This window comes from Pantoea sp. Morm, from assembly GCF_016643525.1.
In the GTDB taxonomy this organism is placed as follows: domain Bacteria; phylum Pseudomonadota; class Gammaproteobacteria; order Enterobacterales; family Enterobacteriaceae; genus Pantoea; species Pantoea dispersa.
On the sequence record NZ_VOQX01000284.1, the window covers coordinates 1 to 605 of the forward strand.

A 605-nucleotide genomic window follows, 5' to 3' on the forward strand; every position below is an offset into this window, starting at 1 on the left:
ACGGCAGTGAATGCCGCCAACAACTCACAGTCAGGGATCTCGCCATGAGGAAATTTCTGTTCTTGCTGCTGTGGCTGCTGCCGGCCAGCAGCTACGCGCTCTGTTCGCTTTCGGCCCCCAGCGCCAGCTTTGGCACGCAAACCACGTTTTACGTGCAGTCGACGGCAGTCAATACCTCCAGTAACACCAACGTTAACTGCGGCACCGGCACGCTCAACCTGCTGGGCAGCGATTACGTCGCCTATGCGTTTACCACCGCCAACTACCTGAGCGGCACGCGCGCCACTATGAAGGCGTCTGCCAGCGGCACCGATAACGTGCCGATTCAGCTGTGCATCGACAGCGCCTGTGCCACCGAACTGCGCCAGGGCGGCAGCTATCGCTGGAACTCTTCCGCGCTGCTGGCGCTCGGCAACAGCCTCAATTTTGTCATTCCACTCTATTTCCGTACCGTGCCTGGCCAGGTGATTGCCGCCGGCAGTTACACCACCACCATCACGCTGACGGTGAGCTATAACGTGTGCGCCGGGTTGAACGTGGCGGGCGCGTGCGTCGGCACGGTGCAGAGCAGCAGCGGGACGGCGATGCCGATCACCGTGAATATG

1 protein-coding gene is annotated in these 605 nt (G+C 61.2%); it reads left to right on the forward strand.

Going from position 1 to position 605, the window contains the following annotated elements; all coding sequences use genetic code 11:
• Positions 1-44 precede the first annotated feature (44 nt).
• Positions 45-605, forward strand: a 561-nt coding sequence (locus FT726_RS27595; protein WP_346303879.1) for a spore coat protein U domain-containing protein, incomplete at its 3' end; no start/stop codon positions are given.